The following is a 20,232-nucleotide window of genomic DNA, read 5'->3' as shown; positions in this document are numbered from 1 at the left end:
CTATGAATCTCTCCGTCGAAGACTTAGAAAATTTACAACTAATCTTACAAGAAAAACAACTTGATTATAAACTCGAACTCGTAGATGGAAAAATTCAAGTTATGGGTTTATCAGATTATATATCTGAAGTGATTATCGCTCGATTGGTATTTTTGCTGCAAAGCTGGGTGCTACCGCGCCAACTCGGTTATGTTACTGGGTCAAGTGCGGGATTTAGATTGCCAAATGGCAATTTACGAGGGCCAGATGTATCTTTTGTTTCTGCTGCACGACTCAATCCATTACCCCGTTCTTTTGCTGAAATTGTCCCCGATTTGATGGTAGAAGTAAAATCGGCTTCCGATAGCATTCCGCCTCTACAAAAGAAGATTCAAATGTTTTTAGAACTGGGTACGCAGGTGGGGATATTAATTGACCCGGACAAACTAACTGTGACGGTTTATCGCTCTACTGGTGAGGCAATTGTGTTAAGTGAAAATAATACGATGACTATCCCAGAGTTATTTCCTGGTTGGGAATTGCCGATTTCGGAAATTTGGCCGCAAGTGTTTTAGTTAAATGATAGTACAATTTTAAGTAAAGTTTACTACGAGGTAAATTATGGAAACGGTGAATATCAAACAAGCAGCCAAGCAATTAATCGATAGCTTACCTGAAAACTCTACCTGGGATGACTTGATGTATGCAATTTACGTTAGGCAAACAGTGGAAGCGGGACTTGCTAGTAGTAGAGATGGTAAAATAATTCCTGTTGAGGAAGTAGCTGTTTCAGCTAAGGTGTCATTCTGGGAACGTTTAGAACAGTTTCGGCAAGAGAACAATGTGGAAGAATTCGGTATTGATGACGATTTTCTTGAGGGATTGCGGGATAAATCGCACTAGCTGAAAGAGAGAAAAGCTAAAGTTATTTTAATTTGATTGCAGTTGCTTATTAGGGTTGCTAATTCCAGGGAAGAGCGGCGATGAAACGCATTATTAGTGGTGTTTTGGCTTTGGGTGTTTGTTTGACTCCTCTGACTGTTCCGCTGATGGTTCGACCTAGTTGGGGGCAAAGTGAAAACCCTGAAGTTGAAGAAATAAAGCAAATTTTAGAGCAAGCAGATCAACAGGAGGAACAAGGACAACCTTTACAAGCTATAGCAACACTTCAGCATTTTCTAGCCCTTGCGCGGCAATACAACGTTAGAGAAGCTGAAGCATTTGCACTTCTACGAATAGGTTTTAACTATAACAAACTTGAGCGAAAACAAGAAGCATTAGACTTCTTCAATCAGGCTCTCGCTATCTATAAGGAAGTTAATGACCGTGCTGGGGAAGCTATGGCTCTAAATAATATCGGTGCAGTTTACAAAGGCATTGGACAACCCCAAGAGGCATTGAAATATTTTAACCAGGCTTTACCAATCGTGCGGGAAGCGAATAACCGCACTGGTCAAGCTAGGACTCTGAATAATATCGGTGCTGTTTACCTAGACATTGGACAACCACAAGAAGCTTTGAAATACTATCATCAGGCTTTACCAATATTGCGGGAAGTGAATGACCGTGCCAGTGAAGCTACTACTCTGAATAATATTGGTTTAGTTTACGACAGCATTGGACAACCACAAGAAGCTTTGAAATACTATAATCAGGCTTTACCAATATTGCGGGAAGTGAATGACCGTGCTGGTGAAGCTACTACTTTGAATAATATTGGTGCAGTTTACAACAGCATTGGACAACCACAAGAAGCTTTGAAATACTCTCATCAGGCTTTACCAATCATGCGGGAAGTAAATGACCGTGCTGGTGAAGCTGCTACTCTGAATAATATTGGTGCAGTTTACAACAGCATTGGACAACCACAAGAAGCTTTGAAATACTATAATCAGGCTTTACCAATATTGCGGGAAGTAAATGACCGTGCTGGTGAAGCTGCTACTCTGACTAATATTGGTGCAGTTTACGACAGCATTGGACAACCACAAGAAGCTTTGAAATACTATAATCAGGCTTTACCAATCATGCGGGAAGTGAATAACCGTGCTGTGGAAGCTACTACTCTGAATAATATTGGTTTAGTTTACAACAGCATTGGACAACCACAAGAAGCTTTGAAATACTATAATCAGGCTTTACCAATCATGCGGGAAGTGAATGACCGTGCTGGGGAAGGTACTACTCTGAATAGTATTGGTGGAGTCTACGACAGCATTGGACAACCACAAGAAGCTTTGAAATACTATAATCAGGCTTTACCAATCAGGCGGGAAGTGAATGACCGTGCTGGTGAAGCTACTACTCTGAGTAATATTGGTGCAGTTTATCGAAACATCGGACAATCAACACAGGCTATCTCTAATTGGGAACAATCAGTTGCAATTACTTTAGAAATGCGAGCAGGTTTACAGAAGGAAAATCGACGCAAATTTTTGGAGGATAACTCAGGAAGAAACATCGCACTCATCTCCCTCCTCATCGACCAAAACCAACCAGAAAAAGCCTTCCAATACGCCAACCGCTTCACCACAGCCGACCTCGCCGACTACACCCGCCTAATTAACGTCAAAGTTAGTAACCCACAAGCACAGCAATTAATAGACCAATGGAATCAAAAAAACGAACAAATTCAATTTCTATATCGCCAGTTTCAGTCTAATCCTTCAAACCAATTATCCCAGCAAATTAATGCTTTTCAAGAAGAAAACAACAAACTAGCAGAAGACATCTCCCGCCAATTTCCCGAAATTGCCGAACTCTTTGAAACCACACTCACAGATATTGAAAAACTGAGATCCTCTATCCCCGCCGGAACGGTTGTAATTCAACCCGTCTTGCTAACCAATGTCAAAAATGTCCCCAATACCGTAGCCATATTTATCGTAACCAAAGACCAACTGAGCGTAATTAAAAACCCCATCGACCCGACAGAATTCGATAAACTCGTCACCGAATACCGCGAACAACTGCAAAATCCTGGCGATGCTACCTACATCGAAACTAGCGCCAAAATTTACAACATTCTAATTCGCCCAGTAGAAGACAAAATCAAAGCATTCTCCCCCAAACAATTGAGCATCATCGCCACAGGAAAACTGCGATATATCCCCTTTGAAACTCTCTTTGACGAACAAACCAACCAATACCTAATCCAGAAATATCCCATCAACTATCTCACCCGTCTTTCCAGTCGTTTCCTCAATTCAAATCGAGAAACAGTTGCTCGAAACTCTCTACAAAAAGGCGTTTTTGCATTAGCAAATCCCATCCCCCGCGACCCGCAAAACCTACCCGGAACCGAAGAAGAAGTGAGAAATATCGCCCAACTCTTCCCCGGTAGCGAATCATTTTTCCACGACAACGCCACCCTCGACAAATTCAAAACTTTTGCACCCCGCTTTCCCTTCCTGCACCTAGCAACACACGGCTGTTTTCAACCCGAAGGCTGTCAAAAATTAGGTATGAAAGCGAATACTTTGCTATTTGCAGATCAACAATTAAATATTGCCGATGCTGCATTATTAGGATTGCAAAACACCGAACTCCTCACCCTCAGCGCTTGTCAAACCGCCCTGCAAGCTAACTCGAACGGCGAAGAAATTGCCGGACTTGCCTATATATTTGAACGTGCAGGTGCAAAAGCGGTGATGGCGAGTCTCTGGAATGCTGAAGATAATACAACAAAGGATATTATGATTCAGTTTTATCAGAATATCAAAAATGGGATGAGCAAAGGGGAAGCGCTGCAAAAAGCGAAGTTAACTCAAATTGGACGCCATCCTTATTATTGGTCGCCTTTTATTTTGATTGGGGATGCGCGGTAGAATCCGTCCGTAAATGTAGGGGCGAAGCATTCGGGCGACAATACTGGTATCAAAACCGAGGTTTTCATATCCGAATGCTTCGCCCTCCCCCCGCAGATAACCTCTGCCAACTTAATCTCTGTAATGACAGAGTTGACGATCGCCCTGCTCCGTGGGCGATCGCATTCCGGTATAAAATCTTGGGTTATAGGTGATATCGTGTCCGTTTGTATCGGTTGCGTGAGGGACGGGCGAAGCAAGGACGATCGCCCACTCAGCAGTTTCGCATTCCGGTATAAAATGTTGGACTATAGGTGATATCGTGTCCGTTTGTATCGGTTGCGTGAGGGACGGGCGAAGCATTCGGATCTAAAATCTAGGGTTATGTGCCATAAATTGTCGCCCGAATGCTTCGCCCCTACAAATATGTCCCGCGATCGATCCCGCTGGCGTTTTCCAAATTCCATGCTACATCTGTGACTGCAATTCTTTCCCCCCTCCCCGTAGACGGGGAGGGGTTGGGGGTGGGGTTCCGATCGCACTCCCCACAAAATCACGTTAAACTCTTAGTGTGCAAGACTTTCCTAAATCTACAGGACTTACGCACCCCGAAGCCAGAAACCGGGTTTCTTCGTCGATATCTAGTTGAAAAAACCACGATTTTTCTAATAAACCCGGTTTCTTTGCGTAAGTCCTCATCTAAAACCTAAAATCTAAAATAACATTATTATGAGTTATTGCCTCAATCCTTATTGCCCAAACCCCCAAAACCCAGAAATCGCCGTCTTCTGCGTCAATTGTGGCACAAAATTAATTCTCAAAGACCGTTACCGCGCCATCAAACCGATCGGACAAGGCGGTTTTGGCATCACATATCTAGCGGTAGATGAAGATAAACCATCGAAACCCCCTTGCGTAATTAAACAATTTTTTCCTTTAGTGCAAGGTGCGAGTAATCTTCAGAAAGCATCTGAGTTATTTACTCAGGAAGCGGTACAACTGGATGAATTGGGACGACATCCCCAAATTCCCGATTTACTAGCTTATTTTACCATAGATAATCACCAGTATCTCATCCAAGAATTCATCGACGGACAAACATTATCGCAAGAACTAGCAGAGAAAGGTGCTTTCAACGAAACTCAGATTCTGCAATTACTCAATGATTTATTGCCAGTCTTGCAATTCGTCCACAGCCATCAGGTGATTCACCGCGATATCAAACCCGATAATATTATCAGGAGAAAAAGCGATCGAAAACTTTTCCTCGTCGATTTCGGTGCTTCCAAAATCGCCACTGGCGCTGCTTTACAGAAAACTGGCACCAGTATCGGCAGTCCGGAATATGTCGCACCGGAACAAAGCAGGGGTAGGGCTGTTTTTTCTAGCGATATTTATAGTTTAGCAGTTACCTGTATTCATCTGTTAACTGGGATGTCGCCTTTCGATTTATACGATATGAATCAAGATGCTTGGGTATGGCGACAGTTTGTGAAGAATCCGGTAAGCGATCGCTTATCTCGCATCTTAGATAAAATGTTGGATAATGCGATTAACCGTCGCTATCAATCCGTTGCAGAAGTTCTTAAAGATTTGAATGTGCAAACGCCACCCGCTGCAACGCCAAAACCGCAAACACCTGCAAAACCTGCTGCTGTCAAACCATCACCCGTTACGCCAGCGATTCCAGTTAAAAGTAAAGTTGATGATGAATTAGCGGAATTAAAAACGGAGTTTCTCAATCCGGGCGCACCTAAAAAAAATCAGCCATCGCCATCGCCGCAAACGCCGTCACCCCATTCTACCACAGCCAAAAGCCAAATCGATAAGGAATTGGAAGAGTTGCGATCGCAATTCGGACAAAACAATTAAATTGGTACGTTGTTGCGCCTTAGCGCTAAAGCGCAACAAGATACCAATTACCATCAACCTGTATTCCGCATCCCAGCAGCAATACCGTTGATAGTCAACAATGCGCCGCGCAGCAATTCACCGCGACTGTGACGAGAGTCAATTACTCCCGAAGCAGCTTGAGACTTGCTTTGGCGCAAACGTTTGAGCAGAGACACTTGCAAAAAGCCTAACGGTACAATATTACCATTGCGTAATTGAACCGATCGCTGCAAGTCCGGATCGCCATCCAAAAGGCGTTTGTGATCGGTAATCGTCAGCACCAAATCGCGAGTCAGATAATATTCACTCTTGATTTGCTCAAACAGCTTTTCAAAGCGCGGCAAATCTTCCGGTGAAGACAATTCCTTCACATAATGCTGACCGATTTGCAGGTCAACTTTTGATAAAGTCATCTCCACTTTAGAGATTACCATCCTAAAGAAAGGCCACTTGTAATAGAAGTAGCGCATTAACTTCAAATTTTCCTGCGGGTCTTCATTCAAAAATTCCTGAAGTGCCGTACCGACACCGTACCAAGCTGGTAATAAAAAGCGGCTTTGCGTCCAACTAAATACCCAAGGAATAGCGCGGAGAGTACTTAAATCTTTTTTACCAGATCGGCGACGCGCCGGACGAGAACTGATTTGCAATTGGCTGATTTCATCTATTGGCGTAACGCTGTGGAAGAAATCGATAAAATCGGGTTGTTCGTAAATCAAAGCGCGATAATGAGCGCGTGACTTAGCTGACAATTCTTCCATTATTTCATTCCAGGGTTGAATATCATCAAACCCCGTTCGCAACAAGCTAGCTTGTATTACCGCCGTAGCGACATTTTCTAAATTGTAGATCGCTAATTCCGGCCAGGAATATTTCGACGCTAGCACTTCTCCCTGTTCCGTAATTTTAATTCGCCCATTGATACTGTGACCGGGTTGTGCCAAAATAGCTTCGTAGGAAGGGCCACCGCCGCGTCCCACAGAACCGCCGCGTCCGTGGAAGATGCGAAGATTGATGCCGTAACTTTCTGCGATCGCTTGCAGTGCTTTCTGCGCTTTGTGAATTTCCCAATTGCTGCTCAAGAAACCGGAATCTTTGTTAGAGTCGGAATATCCCAACATCACCTCTTGTAAGTCCTGAGTTCCTTCTCCGACCTGAGTTTTCTTTGCCATTGCGGACTTACCGCCAGCTAGCAATATGCGATAGCACGGCAATTCAAACAAAGTTTGCATGACGCGGGGTGCCCGCTTCAAGTCTTCCACAGTTTCAAACAGGGGTACTACTTGCAGCGTACCGACACCTGTGGAGGGGTCGTAGAGTCCCGCTTCCTTCGCCAGCAGCAATACCGCCAGCAAGTCGCTGACATCGTGGCTCATGCTGATAATATAAGTTTGGCAGATTTCCAAGCCAAACTCTTGCTGAAGTTGGCGCAAGATGCGGAAGGTTTCGATCGTCTCGCAAGTTTGGGCGTTAAATGGCAATTCTCTGGGAATTAAAGGCCGTCTCGTTTGCAGTTCCGACACCAACCATTCAGTTTTTTCTTGTTCTGATAATTGGTTGTAGGGTCGAGGTAAAACTTGCATATATTCGGCGATTTCATTAATCGTATCCGAGTGACGGGTACTTTCTTGCCGGATATCCAGATGGGCGAGATTGAAGCCGTAGATTTCTACTTGACAGATCAGATTTTCCAAGTCGCGGCAAACTAAACCGGTTTCCTTGAGGTTGCGCTGAATTAGTCGCAATTGCGCTAAAAAGTCTGCGGCTGATTGGTAGTATGTGCCTGGTTGAGTTTGTCTGAGCTTTTCCAGTTGACCATCTTCGCTATTGTAGAGCCGCCAGTTGCGATCGCGCGTATTTTCCAGTTTCTTTTTCACAAAAGATAACTTCAACCGATATGGCTCTTGCCGATATTTTATTGATAGCTGGTCGTACACTTCTGGCATTTGCAATCGGTTTTGCTCCAGAGATTCGAGCAGTTCCGGTAATACATCGCTCCAGTGCAAAGATAAGCTCAAGCGAGCGATCAACTTTTCTACCGATTTCATGTATTTTTCTAATACTATATGGCGCTGGTAGCACGCTGTTTGCCAGGTGATTGCCGGTGTCACCGAAGGATTGCCATCTCGATCCGCTCCTACCCAAGAACCGAATTTACAAAAGTTGTGTTTGGGAGGACGCAGATTTCCAAAGGCGTTGCTTAAACTCCGTTCGACGCGCTGATAAAGTTGGGGAATCGCTTCAAACAAAACTTCTTGGAAGTAGTGAAGGGTATAGTCAACTTCATCGAGTACTGAAGGCTTAAACTGGTGCAGTTCGTCGGTACGCCACCACAGACGAATCTCTTCCGTTAATTCCTGTTGCAGTGCTGTTGCTTCCCAGGAAACTTCGGAGGCGTTAAGCAGCGAAGCTTCTGCGTAGTTGGGTGGATTTCCGGTAACTAGCAGCTGTTCTCCCAAGTTAGAGTAGCTGAGGTTACAGTGAGTTGTTTGCCAGTTTTGTTCCACCTCATCTAGCTGCTGCAAAATTCTGGCTATGCGTCGTTGCTTGTCTCTGATTGTGTGGCGGACAATTTCTGTGGGGTGAGCTGTGAACACCAAGCGGATATCGAGATTGTCTATGAGGCGCTGAATAACTTGGGGTGGCATATTCAGCTGACGCAATTTGGGAAATAACCACTGGAAAGTGCCTTTCTCACGCTTCTGTCCGTTTGTTTCTTGCCAAGTTCTTTCGAGGGAGTCGCCTCCTGGTACGGCGGTTTTCGCTTCTGCATCCAGTTTGGCAAATGCTTGCAGTGCCGGGTCGGCAGGTTCTGGTGCGGGTGCCATCCTTAAGGATAGCTGTTGCGCTCGTTGTTCGTAGTGCTGTTCGACGATGTTAATCAGCTGGAAGTATAGCGCAAATGCTCTGGCTGCTCTGATGGCGGCGTTGATATCGAGACTTTCAATAACTTTGGAGACTTCCGCTTCATTTTCGTTCGTTGCTTGTCCTTCTGGGGAACAAAGCGATCGCAGCTGCATTAGTAAATCTACCAGTTCCTGACCGCACTCCGATCGCAAAACCGACTCCCACAAGTCTTCCACCACTTTGAGGCGATGGCGCAGATACAGATCTGATGGCGCAGTAAGATGAACTGCCTGATGGTCGGACTGGAGTAAGGAGCTCATAGGATCTGGTTTAGCTGTTGTGGGACAATCAACAATCTTATGCGGTTAAGTTAAATCAATTAGTCTCGTATAAGACCAACTGACCGCCAAGGCGGATCTTTTTTATTCGGTTTGCTCTTGGGGACTATCGGGAAACGGGATCGCTGGTAAGCGATCTCCCCTAAATACTTCTTCGCTTGCTTCACCCAGCGATTTGATCAAGTCTAGTGTTGCTTTACCACATAACATCCCCAAAAGCAATGGCCCTGTAGCCAGAGTCAGCAATATTTCTGTGGGAATTATAGCTTGAGGAACGTTGAAAGTTTCTGTTTGGAGCCGATTTGTGCTGTTTGATGGCATGGTGTTTAAGCGGGCTAGGGGCTGGAAAGTCAAAAGTTAAAAGTCAAAAGAAAAATAGGCGTCGGGGCTGGAAAGTTAAAAGTTAAAAGTCAAAAGAGAAATAGGGTGTCGGGGCTAGTTGCGATCGCACTCGGTGCTGAAAGTATCGGTTAAACTATTGCCAGCTTAGCTGTAAAGCTGGAAATCTTGGCGATTTAACAACTCCAGAATCTCATAAATGTTAAATTTTGAGTGTTAAAAACTGTTGCTAAATCTGGATATAACGCTGAAACAGCGTTTGGGCATTTGAAGGGGATGAGGGGATTGGGAGATCTTGGGCCAGTTGGAGCGGGCTTGGCACCAGATGTAACAGATGTAACAGATGTAGCAGATGTAGTAAAATCTCACGGGATAATTACATTCATCTGATTATAAATATCATATATCAAAGGAAGAAGACAAGAAGAGCAGGGCATAACAGCAGAGAAGGAAAGCTTGATGAATCCAAATTGGTATCGATCGCCAATACCCTTGGTAAACTCATCAGAACAGGCTATAATTCCAGTCGTCTTCAACTCAGCCGCTCTGGCCGATCGGCGATCGAAAGGTCAAATGACAATTACAAAAAAACTCAGGTAATATCGCCCTGATGGTAAAAGTCAACGAACGCAAACTGGCGAACAACGCCTCAACCCTAGAGCAATGGGTCAACCGGGCAATCAGAATTGCCGGAATGCAAGTCAGAGTCCGGATACGAGGAAACAAGCTGCATATTCTCTGCGAGGGTCGAGAGTGTCCCGACAGGCAAACAACGGTGACGCAATTGGTCTTGGCGATGAGTGCCGCAAATATTGATGACCTGCTTGCTGGCGAAAGACCAAAGCTCGCCCAAGCGTTTCTCTACGGTCGCAAGTTGGGTGAAAAGCGCCCAGATTGGACAGAGCCGATCGATCTAAATCATCTCAACCGATATCTGGAAGCGCATTCAAGGAAAGCTTCGGTTCCAGAAGCAGGTTTAACCAGCAGCGTCCGCAAAATGACAGATATATCAATAGAAGATTCTTTAACCAGTCAGGAAATTCTCTCTGAAAGGATGGCAGAGGTCGTGGAAGCCGCTGCATCTTCTCAGAGTCTGGCTCGCAGGGGACATCCGGAAGCGATCGCCCGCGTACTGGGCGAAAATCTCCAGTCATTAGGAGTGCGGGTAAAGGTTGTCTCCAGAAGCCTGCGAAAAAATCATGGCAATTTATCACCTGGAACTGCAAACTCAAGTGTAAAAGAGCGTCGCCTTTGGGTATTTTGCGAATCTGCCTACAGTCCAGATCGGTCATTGCTGGCTTCCCCAATTGCCCAGAAGTTACGAGATTTGCACCTGGAGGGATTCCGGGATGCTGTAATTATCAGTCAGGTGAGCGGTGAAGAAACTCCCGATTGGATGCTGCGCGTGGATCTGACCCCGCCGGAGCAAATGCTCCGGGAGTGGGCGGCTTGGGGTGACGAGGAAGCGATCGCCAGATGGCTCGATGGGGCGACAGAGCATCTGCATATGGAAGTATCGGCGGTGTTAAAGGAATCTACACTGCATATTTCCTGTACGGGTAAGAATAAATCTGCCAGTGTTACTACCGATAATATTCCCCTACCCAATAAGCAGTCCGCGATTAATGCGATCGCATCACTTTTGCACTCGCTTGCACCCAGAGGTATTCAAGCGGCTATTATTTACGGCAACCCATCGGATTCCGCATCCCCAGCTTGGGTAGATTGGCTGAATTTACCGGCAGCAAGTCAACCGGAATTAGCAACCTCGGCACAGGATCTCGCAGCTGCGGGAGACGAAGAAGCGATCGAATTTTTGTTGGGACGAATGCTCAACCCAGACCTGGATTGGCGTTTGGCAGATGGCGGCATTCGCGTACAAGCGCGACGCAAAGAAGACTTGCTCCACATCATGACGGATGGGGCGGTTTGTCCGGTGCAGCGGCAGGTAGCTGGGCCGACGGCTAACTTTGTGCGCGAGCTGGAAATACCCGGCATTTCCGGTGTCAGAGTTTATGGCCGTCGCGCCGGTCAAAAACAGCCTTTGTGGAACTATGGAGTCGATTTTACCTCCAGACATCGCCAAGCAGAAGAAATTGCGCCAGAGTTTGCCACTAGCGATGAGTACGTGGAAGAGGTGACCACCGATAACCTCAACTTGGGAAATTCTCTGGGAGCAAGGTTAAGCGATGTCACGGTAGCGACAGAGGCAAAGGCGGTTTCGCAGTCGGTAAGCAAATCGGCAGAAAATAAACTGGGGCGCAGTTGGCAGTCGAAAAAGCAGGCCCTGTTCGACGCGCTGGTGCGATCGCAAATCTTTACTCCTGGCGTCCAAACTCAAAATCTTATCTCTTTACCCGGTCAAGCAAGCTACCAAGGAGTTAAGGTGGCTTTGGTTTGGGGCGCGGTCGGAATTATGCTGACTTGGAGTGTGGATTTAGTTCTGGGTCAGATGCTCAAAAACAGAGAGATTCAGCTCAAAGAGTCTTTAGTCCTCAGTCAAAAGTCATTAGTCAAAGACACTGAAGAAACTAGCGATGAGGAAGCACAAAAGGCAACAAACACGGCAGCTAATTCCTTAAAATTACCCCAAGTTTCCCTCAAGCAAACGCCTACTCAAAATACCAAAGTATTCAATTCTTCAGGATTTACCAAACTGGATTCAACCGCAGCCAGTGTAGATACGGTAGAGAGTACAACTTCTTTTACTAACCTGCCATCGCCAAACCCCAGCTTCAACAACCGTCAGTTAGACGAAAAGCTGACCCTTTACCAGCAGCGCGTGGCCCAGAAAGGCCCGCCAGATATTCTGATTGTCGGCAGTTCCAGGGCATTACGGGGCGTCGATCCGCAAGCGTTGCAGAAAGCCTTAGCCGCAGAGGGTTATGGAAAACTGGAAGTGTTTAACTTCGGTGTCAACGGTGCAACTGCCCAAGTGGTAGATATGCTGCTGCGCCGCTGTTTGACGCCAGAACAATTGCCGAAAATGATTATTTGGGCAGATGGTGCCCGTGCGTTTAACAGCGGTAGAGTAGATGCTACCTACAATGCTCTCGCCGCATCACCTGCCTACAAACAGTTGGTATCCGGTACATTGCCCAGACAAAATTTTCTGGATGGCCAAGCTGCTCAAAATTTAGAACCTTTCACCGCTACATCAAGTTTGCCGGGGGCAAGCGGTCAAATGTTTATTAACTCGCAAGCGATCGATGAGTGGTTGAATCAGTCTTTGGGTATTATATCCTCTACCTACCAACAGCGCGATCGTCTGCAAGGAATGCTGCGCGAGCAATTTGCCGATACATTGAGTTTTGGTGCTAATGACCGTCACCAACAAGCGTCGCCGATACTGTTCCAGAATGCGATCGCTTGGGATGGATTCTTGCCTTTGACTCTGCGCTTCAATCCCACTACCTATTACGAAAAGCACACCAAAGTTACGGGGGAACACGACAACGACTATAAAAGCTTCCAGCTGGCAGGTAACCAAACCAGCGCTTTAGAATCTTTCCTCCAGTTCACCCAAGCAAACCAAATTCCTGTAGTTGTTATAAACTTACCCTTGACAAAAGAATACTTAGACCCATTGCGGACTAAGTACGAGCAAGAATTTCAAATGTCTATGTTGCGCCTCTCCCTCAGTCGGGGATTTATCTTCCGCAACTGGAGTCAGTTATGGCCCTCACGCCATGACTACTTCTCCGATCCCAGTCACCTCAACCGCTACGGTGCCACCGCCGTGTCCGAACGACTGGCTCAAGACCCGCTGATTCCCTGGCCCAAAAAATAGGGGAAGGGTGAAAGTCAAAAGTCAAAAGTCAAAAGTCAAAAAGCAAAAAGTATAAAGTATAAAGTAAAAAGAAGAGTTTGATTTTTACTTTTGCCTTGACCAGTTAAGAGTACATAGCCTCAACTCTTAATTACAACTTCCGGCGATTTAATTGCTTTTGACTTTTGACTTTTAACTTTTGACTTTTGACTTTTAACTTTTGACTTTTATAACCCTGCAATGACTTTTGTTTCAGCCTTATACGGAATATTCTTGCTGAGTGTCCTGGCAATTTACTGGCTCGTTCAAAACCAGGGATTGCGATTGTGGGTACTTTTGATTGCGAGTTTGGCTTTTTATGCCACTTTGCAAATCCAGTACATTCCTTTGCTTTTTGTCGTTATTCTGATTAACTTTCGTCTGGGCATTGCTTTAGGAGAACGTGCCGTACCGAGACGAAATCCTTCGGATTGGCATCTGTCTAATGAAGAGTGGAAATATATAGAACAGGACTGGGATAAACGACGCCTGAAAATCTTGCGATTCGGGATCGTCCTGAATGTTTTGTTACTTTTGGGTTTTAAGTATGTGCCCTTTTTCTTGAATACTGTTGGGGCGCTGCTGAATTTGCCAGTTATTCAAGAACAGGCTAGCTTGGTGACGCTTCATTTAATTGCACCGTTGGGAATCTCGTTTTTCTGCTTTGAGTGCATCGCCTATTTAATAGATGTTTATCGCGGTGCGCCCGCTACTAAGGAGTTTCTCAAGTTTGCGGCTTACAAGTTTTTCTTTGCCAAACTTATATCAGGGCCGATTACTCGCTATCATCACTTGGCGGCACAACTGAATGCAGTGCGATTTCCCAGTAGCGATCGCATTGTCGAAGGATTGTGGCTGATTGCCTGCGGTGCGTTTAAAAAAGCTCTCATTGCCGATAATCTGGGCATTTTCGTCAAACTTTGTTTTGACAACTTGCAGCGTACAGGTAGCGGTGACTTGTGGTTAGCGATCCTCGCCTACGGACTTCAGCTATATCTGGATTTTAGCGGCTACGTTGATATTGCGATCGGTAGCGCCATCCTGCTGGGATTGAATCTACCCCAAAACTTTGATTTCCCCTATTTCTCTACCAGCATTGCCGATTTTTGGCGGCGCTGGCATATGACTTTGGGAGATTGGCTGCGTAATTATTTATACTTTCCCTTGGGCGGCTCGCGGCAAGGTTTGGTACGCACCTGCCTGAACTTGTCGATCGTGATGCTAGTCGCCGGGATTTGGCACGGTGCTGCTTGGGGATTTATTGTCTGGGGGGGATTGCACGGTTTGGCTTTGGTGGTTCACCGACTCGCAGAAGCTCTATCCCATCGTTTCTCCCCATTGAAGAATTGGTGGCAAAGTATACCGGGTACGCTTGTGGCATGGCTGCTGACTCAGTTGATGGTGTTCGCGTCCTGGATATTTTTCCGTCTGCCCAACTTGAAAGATGCGGCTTGGGTAATTCAGCATCTGTGGGGACATAAAGCCGATGTTCAATTTGCACAGAAAGTTTACGTGGAAGCACTGGGATTGCAACCGTTCCAACTGGCGGTGCTGCTTTGGGGAATAGTTGCATTTATGGCGATCGGATTTGCCTTGCATCGCAATATGAAGCTACAACTGAATTGGCCGATCAAAATTTTCTTGGTGCCATTAAGCCTCTACGCCGTTTGGCAGCTGGCTCCCAAAGAAGGTTTGCCTTATATCTACTTCGATTTCTAGCTCTTGTTGGACTTGTGGGGCGATGGGAGATCGATCGCTCGTTGTTCGCTACAATAAGACCTCTGTCCCTCTGCCCGACGCCCTAGTCCCTATCCCCTAGACCCTAACTATATGGTTTATACACGCCCTTTGGCTCGTTTGATCGAGCAATTGCAACGTTTGCCTGGAGTTGGCCCTAAGACGGCTCAGCGCTTGGCTTTACATATTCTGAAGCGATCGGAAGATGAAGTGCAAGCACTTGCCCAAGCTTTGATTGAGGCAAAAAAACAAGTTGGTTTGTGTCAAGAGTGTTTTCACTTATCTGCTGAGCCGATTTGCGAAATTTGTCGCAACCAAAATCGCGATCGCACTACCATTTGTGTAGTAGCTGATTCGCGGGATGTGATTGCTTTGGAAAAAACGCGGGAATACAAAGGTAAATATCACGTTCTCGGCGGAGTAATTTCGCCGATGGATGGAATTGGCCCGGAACAATTGAATGTTTCGCCTTTGCTACGAAGAGTCGATCGAGAAAAAACTAAAGAAGTAATTTTGGCAATCACTCCCAGTATAGAAGGAGAAACAACAACGCTTTATATAGGCGGGTTATTGAAACCTTTGACAAAAGTAACTCGCATTGCTTTTGGTTTGCCAGTTGGCGGCGAATTAGAATACGCAGATGAAGTGACTTTGGCGCGTGCTTTGGAAGGCAGAAGAGAGATCTAATCAATTAAATTAAAATAGAGAATCGTTTAGATAAACTATGACACTAAAAGAATTAGAAGCACAGTTAATTTCTTTGACTCCTGATGAGAAAGTTCAGGCAATACAAATATTAACCCAAAGTTTAGCCGAGAAATGGCCTGGAATAGAGAAAACTGCCGGGGTAATGGGTGGCGAAGCCTGTATCAGACACACTCGAATTCCAGTTTGGTTGCTGGTAAGTTATCGTCGTGATGGTGCAAGCGATGCAAAAATCCTTGAGGGACATCCCGATGTTACGGCTACAGACTTAGTGAATGCTTTCGCTTATGCTGATGCAAATTCTGATGAAATTGAAAAAGCAATTCGAGAACAAGAGGAAGCCTGAACTTTGGCACGTTTCTATACAGATGAACAATTCCCATTCCCAGTCGTGGAATTTCTACGCGCTTTGGGTCATGATGTCTTGACGGTACAGGAGGCAGGAAATGCTAATCAGCGGATTCCGGATGAAGAGGTGTTAGGTTTCGCGATCGCGAACAATCGAGCAGTTTTGACGCTTAATCGACATGATTTTATCAGGCTTCATAAGTTACAACCAATGCACGAAGGTATCATTGTCTGTACAAAAGATGATAATTGGCAAAGGCTGGCTAACCGGATTGATGAAGCAATATCCTCAGTCGAAACATTAAGCGGTCAGTTGATTCGAGTTACTCGTCAGTCGTGAATGTTGAAATATGTGGAGAAAGATTGTGTTTTAAATCGAGAAGCGATCGAGCGTCCTGCCAGAACCATATGGCTTTTTCTAGATGACAAGATAAGCATTTACGGTTGAGAGACCTGCACATACTTGCATCGCTTAACGGAATATTTAAGACGATCGCCTTATGGTAAGTTCATGAAATAGAAAGAACCATCTTCATCGATTAAGAGAAGTGTATCTTCCGAGTCTATTTCCAGGGGAGCACCAAAAATCTCTTGGCGAGTAATCGCGCCGGTGATATTTTTGAGGTTAGGAACTAGATCGGGAATTTGGTCTACTGCCGAACACTGCCTGGAATCCATACACTACCTTGAAAATACTAAGCTTTTATTCCTTTCTACGCACTAGCCAAATAAAAATCCGGAGCTTTTTACAAAAATTTACTCATTAACCTAAGTGTTTACCGTTGCCTTATCCCTGTTCGGCTACCGATCTCTACTGATGCGATCGCCTTTATTTACGCGATATTACTTACGCATGGCTTTTGGTAGCCGATCGCGCCATGTGGTTGCTAGGCTGGTGATTGTCAATTCTCTTAGGTATGGCGCTCTAAGTACGGAAGAGGCAGTAAGTTAGACATGATTTCTGAAGATAAAGCCAAAACAATAGGGCAAGAGTGGATCGAAAGTTGGAACCGCCACGATTTGGATGCTATTATGTCCCACTATGCCGAAGAAATAGAATTTATATCCCCATTCATCATTAAATTGTTGGGTGATGCTTCTGGCACTATTAAAGGTAAAGAAGCGCTAAGGTCTTATTTTGCAAAAGGGCTTGATACTTATCCAGAGCTTAAGTTTGAGTTATTGCAAATATTGACGGGTGTGGAAAGCTTAACTATTTACTATCGCAGCGTTAAAGAAATGCTCGCAGCAGAAGTGATGGTGTTGGATTCTCAAGACAAGATTGCTAAAGCGATCGTTCACTACAGTGCTAATTCCATCTCGAAAATTTAAAATTTGCAATTTAAGCCCCGAACGAGAGTCTATAAAGGTCATTTTGTCAAGATAGTTTAGGCAGTAAATTTGGTATCTCTGGCTAGGTTACTTGCTTGCCAGAAAATATTATCTTTTGTAAAGGTGAAGATTCGTATAGGTGAGGACGAAAGATGTACATCGTACAAATTGCCTCTGAATGCGCTCCCGTCATCAAAGCCGGAGGTTTGGGCGATGTTGTTTACGGGCTTAGCAGAGAGTTAGGAATTCGGGGTCATGGGGTAGAAATTATTCTGCCAAAGTACGATTGTATGCGCTATGACCATATTTGGGGAATGCACAACGCATATAGCGACTTGGAAGTGCCCTGGGATGGCGGTGCGATTAACTGTTCTGTGGATTGCGGCTGGGTACACGGACAGCTGTGTTTCTTTATTGAACCCCACTCCAGCGATGACTTTTTTAATCGGGGCTGTTACTACGGTTGTCTGGACGATCATATGCGCTTTGCGTTCTTCAGCAAAGCAGCTTTAGAGTTTCTACTGAAAACTGATAAGCGTCCCGATATCATCCATTGCCATGACTGGCAAACAGGCTTAGTTCCTGTCATGCTGTACGAGATATATCAATATCACGGACTGGAGAATCAGCGGGTATGCTACACAATTCACAACTTCAAACACCAAGGGATTGCGGGTGCTAACTTACTTGAGGTGACTGGTCTGTATCGACAAGAATACTACTACGATATCGATCGCCTGGGGGATGACGAAAATGCAACGGCGATCAACTTGATGAAAGGGGGTATAGTCTACTCCAACTATATCAACACGGTTTCGCCCCATCATGCCTGGGAAGCGCGTTTCACGGAAGTTGGTTGTGGGTTGGGTCACACCTTGCACAAACACCAGCACAAATTTGGCGGGATTCTCAATGGGATTGACTATAATGTTTGGAATCCGGAAGTCGATGGCTATATTCCCTATCACTACTCTCAAAATAATCTGGAAGAAAAACTCAAGAACAAAAAAGCCCTACGAGAGCGACTTTGGCTGGGTCATTCCCAGAAGCCGATCGTTTGCTACATCGGTCGTTTAGACGATCAAAAAGGCGTTCATCTCGTGCATCACGCCATTTATTACGCTCAAAATCGAGGGGCGCAATTTGTGTTGTTGGGTTCCGCTACAGAACCTGGGATTAACGACCATTTCTGGCATGAAAAACAGCACCTGAATAATAGCCCAGATTGTCACATAGAAATTGGCTTCAACGAAGAGTTAGCCCACTTAATCTATGCAGGTGCGGATATGATTGTCGTCCCCAGCAATTACGAACCCTGCGGATTAACGCAGATGATTGGGTTGAAATACGGTACTGTGCCGATCGTGCGCGGAGTTGGCGGTCTTGTCAATACCGTGTTTGATCGCGACTACGACCAAAACAAACCGCTAGAGAAACGCAATGGTTATGTGTTCTACCAAACAGATAATCAAGCTTTAGAATCGGCGCTCGATCGTGCAATTAATTTGTGGTACAAAAAACCTAAAGAATTCCGCAAACTGGTGATTCAGGGTATGGAATACGACTACTCCTGGAACCATCCCGGCGCTCAGTATGTTGGAATTTACGATTATATCCGACACAAATGAGGGCGTCGGGAAAGTCAAAAGTCACTCATTCAAAAGTCAAAAAAGGGCGTCGGGGTTAGGGAAGAGGGAAGAGGGAGGAATTTTGACTTCAGGACTTAGGCAAAAATGACCTGAAACCCTTGATTTACCGTAGGGGAAATTCATGAATTGCCCCTACATTTCATACTTGATGCGTAAGTCCTAGACTTTTGACTTTTGACTTTTGACTTTTGACTTTTGACTTTTGACTTTTGACTTCCCCACTCCCCCACTACTTGGGTAATACCTGACGCAATACTTCTAAGAGTCGATCGACACTTTCGGGACGACTGTTGAAACCCATTAGACCAACACGCCAAACTTTACCCGCCAGTTCGCCAAGTCCGCCGCCAATTTCAATGTTGTATTCGGTGAGTAATTGGCGCGATACTGCTTTGCCATCCACACCTTCGGGAATGCGAACTGTTGTCAGCGTTGGCAAACGAAATTCTCGCGGAACGTGGAGAGTTAATCCCAAATCTTCTAGTCCCTGCCAAAGGTATTCGGCATTTTTTTGATGGCGTTGCCAACAGTTTTCCAATCCTTCTTCTGCTATTAAACGCAGTGCTTCCCTCAGAGCATAATACAAGTTTATGGGGGCTGTATGGTGATAGATGCGATCGCTTCCCCAATACTTGCTTAACAACGTCATATCCAAATACCAATTAGCTACTTTTTGGCGACGTTGCTGCAATTTTTCTACTGCACGCGGACTCATGGTAAACGGGGAAGCGCCGGGAGAACAACCCAACCCTTTCTGACTGCAACTATAAGCTAAGTCAACTCCCCACTCATCCAAAAATATGGGAACGCCACCCAGACTGGTTACGGTATCTACGAGTAGCAGACAGTTAAATTCGCGACATAAGTCGCCGACACCTTCCAAAGGTTGACGCGCTCCTGTGGATGTTTCGGCATGGACTAAAGCGAGGATTGTCGGACGGTGGGTTGCCATCGCAGTGCGGAGTTCTTCGAGGGAAAACACTTCTCCCCAAGGTTTGCTAATGGTTCGCACGTCCGCACCGTAGCGTCCGGCCATGTCAACCAAGCGATTACCGAAGTAGCCCATTACACCAACTAGAACTACATCGCCGGGTTCGACAGAATTGGCGATCGTTGCTTCCATCGCCGCCGTCCCCGTACCGCTGACAGCGATGGTCTGGGAATTTTCCGTTTGCCAAACATAGCGCAGCAAGGTTTGTATTTCATCCATCAACGCCAGAAATGCTGGGTCGAGGTGTCCTACAGGCGGCGTATTCATCGCTTGGAGGACGGCGGGATGGGCATTAGAGGGGCCAGGGCCTAGCAACAGGCGAGTAGGTATCTCTAAGGGAGCGAGTTGCAGCCGTCGATCGTTGTTAATTGAAAGTGTGAGAGTCATTATGTTATAAGGATTGGCAATTTTTCGATCGGAAAAGCTAGTCCAATCAGGAATAGCGCTTTTAACTAGATTA

The 20,232-nt window shown here is 45.6% G+C and carries 19 protein-coding genes; 14 read left to right on the top strand and 5 right to left on the bottom strand.

From position 1 onward, the window contains the following. Positions 1-2: 2 nt before the first annotated feature. From ACE1CD_RS13780 to ACE1CD_RS13770, 3 genes are all read left to right on the top strand, one after another. Entirely contained in the window at positions 3-554 is a 552-nt protein-coding gene (locus tag ACE1CD_RS13780) for a Uma2 family endonuclease (RefSeq protein ID WP_374824788.1), read from the top strand. A gap of 46 nt (positions 555-600) precedes the next feature. Next, positions 601-882 (top strand): hypothetical protein, encoded by a 282-nt coding sequence (locus ACE1CD_RS13775; RefSeq protein WP_374824785.1) that lies wholly within the window; start codon positions 601-603, stop codon positions 880-882. A gap of 80 nt (positions 883-962) precedes the next feature. Further along, a complete protein-coding gene (locus ACE1CD_RS13770) occupies positions 963-3,806 on the top strand; it encodes a tetratricopeptide repeat protein (protein ID WP_374824782.1) in 2,844 nt (947 codons plus the stop codon). Positions 3,807-3,917: 111 nt separating this feature from the next. Here ACE1CD_RS13770 and ACE1CD_RS13765 read toward each other — a convergent pair whose 3' ends face one another. Beyond that, positions 3,918-4,148, bottom strand: a complete 231-nt coding sequence (locus ACE1CD_RS13765) for a hypothetical protein (RefSeq protein WP_374797393.1) — start codon at positions 4,146-4,148, stop codon at positions 3,918-3,920. Between the two features lie 366 nt (positions 4,149-4,514). Here ACE1CD_RS13765 and ACE1CD_RS13760 point away from each other — a divergent pair, with 366 nt between their 5' ends. Continuing rightward, positions 4,515-5,657 (top strand): protein kinase, encoded by a 1,143-nt coding sequence (locus tag ACE1CD_RS13760; protein WP_374824779.1) that lies wholly within the window; start codon positions 4,515-4,517, stop codon positions 5,655-5,657. Positions 5,658-5,710: 53 nt separating this feature from the next. On the opposite strand, the gene ppc is transcribed toward ACE1CD_RS13760, so the two are convergent. Further along, complete coding sequence (gene ppc / locus ACE1CD_RS13755; RefSeq protein ID WP_374797389.1) at positions 5,711-8,845, bottom strand: phosphoenolpyruvate carboxylase; 3,135 nt, start codon at positions 8,843-8,845, stop codon at positions 5,711-5,713. 102 nt (positions 8,846-8,947) lie between these two features. Continuing rightward, on the bottom strand, positions 8,948-9,184 hold the full coding sequence (locus tag ACE1CD_RS13750; RefSeq protein WP_374797387.1) for a hypothetical protein: 237 nt from the start codon (positions 9,182-9,184) through the stop codon (positions 8,948-8,950). Between the two features lie 231 nt (positions 9,185-9,415). On the opposite strand from ACE1CD_RS13750, the gene ACE1CD_RS13745 reads away from it, so the two are divergent. The 7 genes from ACE1CD_RS13745 to ACE1CD_RS13715 all read left to right on the top strand — a co-directional run bounded on the left by ACE1CD_RS13745 (position 9,416) and on the right by ACE1CD_RS13715 (position 16,140). After that, positions 9,416-9,592, top strand: a complete 177-nt coding sequence (locus tag ACE1CD_RS13745) for a hypothetical protein (protein ID WP_374824776.1) — start codon at positions 9,416-9,418, stop codon at positions 9,590-9,592. A gap of 69 nt (positions 9,593-9,661) precedes the next feature. Beyond that, positions 9,662-9,802 (top strand): hypothetical protein, encoded by a 141-nt coding sequence (locus ACE1CD_RS13740; protein ID WP_374797383.1) that lies wholly within the window; start codon positions 9,662-9,664, stop codon positions 9,800-9,802. Positions 9,803-9,812: 10 nt separating this feature from the next. Beyond that, complete coding sequence (locus ACE1CD_RS13735; RefSeq protein ID WP_374824773.1) at positions 9,813-12,992, top strand: DUF1574 domain-containing protein; 3,180 nt, start codon at positions 9,813-9,815, stop codon at positions 12,990-12,992. A gap of 219 nt (positions 12,993-13,211) precedes the next feature. Beyond that, positions 13,212-14,729 (top strand): MBOAT family O-acyltransferase, encoded by a 1,518-nt coding sequence (locus ACE1CD_RS13730; RefSeq protein ID WP_374824771.1) that lies wholly within the window; start codon positions 13,212-13,214, stop codon positions 14,727-14,729. 111 nt (positions 14,730-14,840) lie between these two features. Beyond that, positions 14,841-15,434, top strand: coding sequence for a recombination mediator RecR (gene recR / locus ACE1CD_RS13725; protein ID WP_190461594.1), 594 nt, complete (start codon positions 14,841-14,843; stop codon positions 15,432-15,434). 37 nt (positions 15,435-15,471) lie between these two features. Beyond that, a complete protein-coding gene (locus ACE1CD_RS13720) occupies positions 15,472-15,798 on the top strand; it encodes a DUF433 domain-containing protein (protein WP_374797376.1) in 327 nt (108 codons plus the stop codon). Between the two features lie 3 nt (positions 15,799-15,801). Further along, positions 15,802-16,140, top strand: coding sequence for a DUF5615 family PIN-like protein (locus tag ACE1CD_RS13715; RefSeq protein WP_374797374.1), 339 nt, complete (start codon positions 15,802-15,804; stop codon positions 16,138-16,140). Between the two features lie 158 nt (positions 16,141-16,298). Here ACE1CD_RS13715 and ACE1CD_RS13710 read toward each other — a convergent pair whose 3' ends face one another. Continuing rightward, positions 16,299-16,478, bottom strand: a complete 180-nt coding sequence (locus ACE1CD_RS13710; RefSeq protein WP_374797372.1) for a hypothetical protein — start codon at positions 16,476-16,478, stop codon at positions 16,299-16,301. Between the two features lie 94 nt (positions 16,479-16,572). On the opposite strand from ACE1CD_RS13710, the gene ACE1CD_RS13705 reads away from it, so the two are divergent. From ACE1CD_RS13705 to glgA, 3 genes are all read left to right on the top strand, one after another. Continuing rightward, complete coding sequence (locus tag ACE1CD_RS13705) at positions 16,573-16,752, top strand: hypothetical protein (protein WP_374824769.1); 180 nt, start codon at positions 16,573-16,575, stop codon at positions 16,750-16,752. A 2-nt stretch (positions 16,753-16,754) separates the two neighbouring features. Continuing rightward, complete coding sequence (locus ACE1CD_RS13700) at positions 16,755-17,132, top strand: nuclear transport factor 2 family protein (protein ID WP_374824767.1); 378 nt, start codon at positions 16,755-16,757, stop codon at positions 17,130-17,132. A gap of 152 nt (positions 17,133-17,284) precedes the next feature. After that, a complete protein-coding gene (gene glgA / locus ACE1CD_RS13695) occupies positions 17,285-18,760 on the top strand; it encodes a glycogen synthase GlgA (protein ID WP_374824764.1) in 1,476 nt (491 codons plus the stop codon). Between the two features lie 250 nt (positions 18,761-19,010). On the opposite strand, the gene ACE1CD_RS13690 is transcribed toward glgA, so the two are convergent. Further along, positions 19,011-20,159, bottom strand: coding sequence for an alanine--glyoxylate aminotransferase family protein (locus tag ACE1CD_RS13690; protein WP_374824761.1), 1,149 nt, complete (start codon positions 20,157-20,159; stop codon positions 19,011-19,013). Between the last annotated feature and the right edge of the window lie 73 nt (positions 20,160-20,232).

The organism is Aerosakkonema sp. BLCC-F183 (assembly GCF_041929145.1).
Taxonomy (GTDB): Bacteria; Cyanobacteriota; Cyanobacteriia; order Cyanobacteriales; family Aerosakkonemataceae; genus Aerosakkonema.
This window is presented reverse-complemented; position numbering and strand designations above follow the sequence as displayed.

Coding starts and splice junctions, on each gene's coding strand:
- ACE1CD_RS13750 (WP_374797387.1), bottom strand. CDS start 9,184: ATGCCATCAAACAGCACAAATCGGCTCCAAACAGAAACTTTCAACGTT.
- ACE1CD_RS13730 (WP_374824771.1), top strand. CDS start 13,212: ATGACTTTTGTTTCAGCCTTATACGGAATATTCTTGCTGAGTGTCCTG.
- ACE1CD_RS13740 (WP_374797383.1), top strand. CDS start 9,662: ATGAATCCAAATTGGTATCGATCGCCAATACCCTTGGTAAACTCATCA.
- ACE1CD_RS13775 (WP_374824785.1), top strand. CDS start 601: ATGGAAACGGTGAATATCAAACAAGCAGCCAAGCAATTAATCGATAGC.
- ACE1CD_RS13765 (WP_374797393.1), bottom strand. CDS start 4,148: ATGCTTCGCCCGTCCCTCACGCAACCGATACAAACGGACACGATATCA.
- recR (WP_190461594.1), top strand. CDS start 14,841: ATGGTTTATACACGCCCTTTGGCTCGTTTGATCGAGCAATTGCAACGT.
- ACE1CD_RS13780 (WP_374824788.1), top strand. CDS start 3: ATGAATCTCTCCGTCGAAGACTTAGAAAATTTACAACTAATCTTACAA.
- glgA (WP_374824764.1), top strand. CDS start 17,285: ATGTACATCGTACAAATTGCCTCTGAATGCGCTCCCGTCATCAAAGCC.
- ACE1CD_RS13700 (WP_374824767.1), top strand. CDS start 16,755: ATGATTTCTGAAGATAAAGCCAAAACAATAGGGCAAGAGTGGATCGAA.
- ppc (WP_374797389.1), bottom strand. CDS start 8,845: ATGAGCTCCTTACTCCAGTCCGACCATCAGGCAGTTCATCTTACTGCG.
- ACE1CD_RS13770 (WP_374824782.1), top strand. CDS start 963: ATGAAACGCATTATTAGTGGTGTTTTGGCTTTGGGTGTTTGTTTGACT.
- ACE1CD_RS13735 (WP_374824773.1), top strand. CDS start 9,813: ATGGTAAAAGTCAACGAACGCAAACTGGCGAACAACGCCTCAACCCTA.
- ACE1CD_RS13710 (WP_374797372.1), bottom strand. CDS start 16,478: ATGGATTCCAGGCAGTGTTCGGCAGTAGACCAAATTCCCGATCTAGTT.
- ACE1CD_RS13720 (WP_374797376.1), top strand. CDS start 15,472: ATGACACTAAAAGAATTAGAAGCACAGTTAATTTCTTTGACTCCTGAT.
- ACE1CD_RS13760 (WP_374824779.1), top strand. CDS start 4,515: ATGAGTTATTGCCTCAATCCTTATTGCCCAAACCCCCAAAACCCAGAA.
- ACE1CD_RS13690 (WP_374824761.1), bottom strand. CDS start 20,159: ATGACTCTCACACTTTCAATTAACAACGATCGACGGCTGCAACTCGCT.